Annotated in this window: 1 pseudogene; it reads left to right on the forward strand. The window is 53.2% G+C overall.

Features of this window, described 5'->3' with window-relative positions:
• Positions 1-233: pseudogene (locus KVT34_RS31325) on the forward strand (helicase); the annotation flags it as partial.

Below are 233 nucleotides of genomic sequence, written 5' to 3' on the forward strand. Positions count from 1 at the left end.
GTCCGAACCAAGCTTCGGAAGCAGCTGAGTAAAATCGAACCCGATAGCGGGCAGCTCAAGTCTCAGGTTGTCGATATCCGCAAACATTTTTGGTATGAAGTGACCGTCAATCTGTCTCATGACGACGATATCCTGGTTACGTACCTCAGCTTGAGGCAGCAGGCTGGTGTTTTATCCGGGAGAGGGAGAACCCATCGGCAGCTCAAAAGGCAGGCCGACCGGCTGCATCGTCT

This window comes from Paenibacillus sp. GbtcB18, assembly GCF_019091125.1.
Classification (GTDB): Bacteria; Bacillota; Bacilli; order Paenibacillales; family NBRC-103111; genus Paenibacillus_F; species Paenibacillus_F chitinolyticus.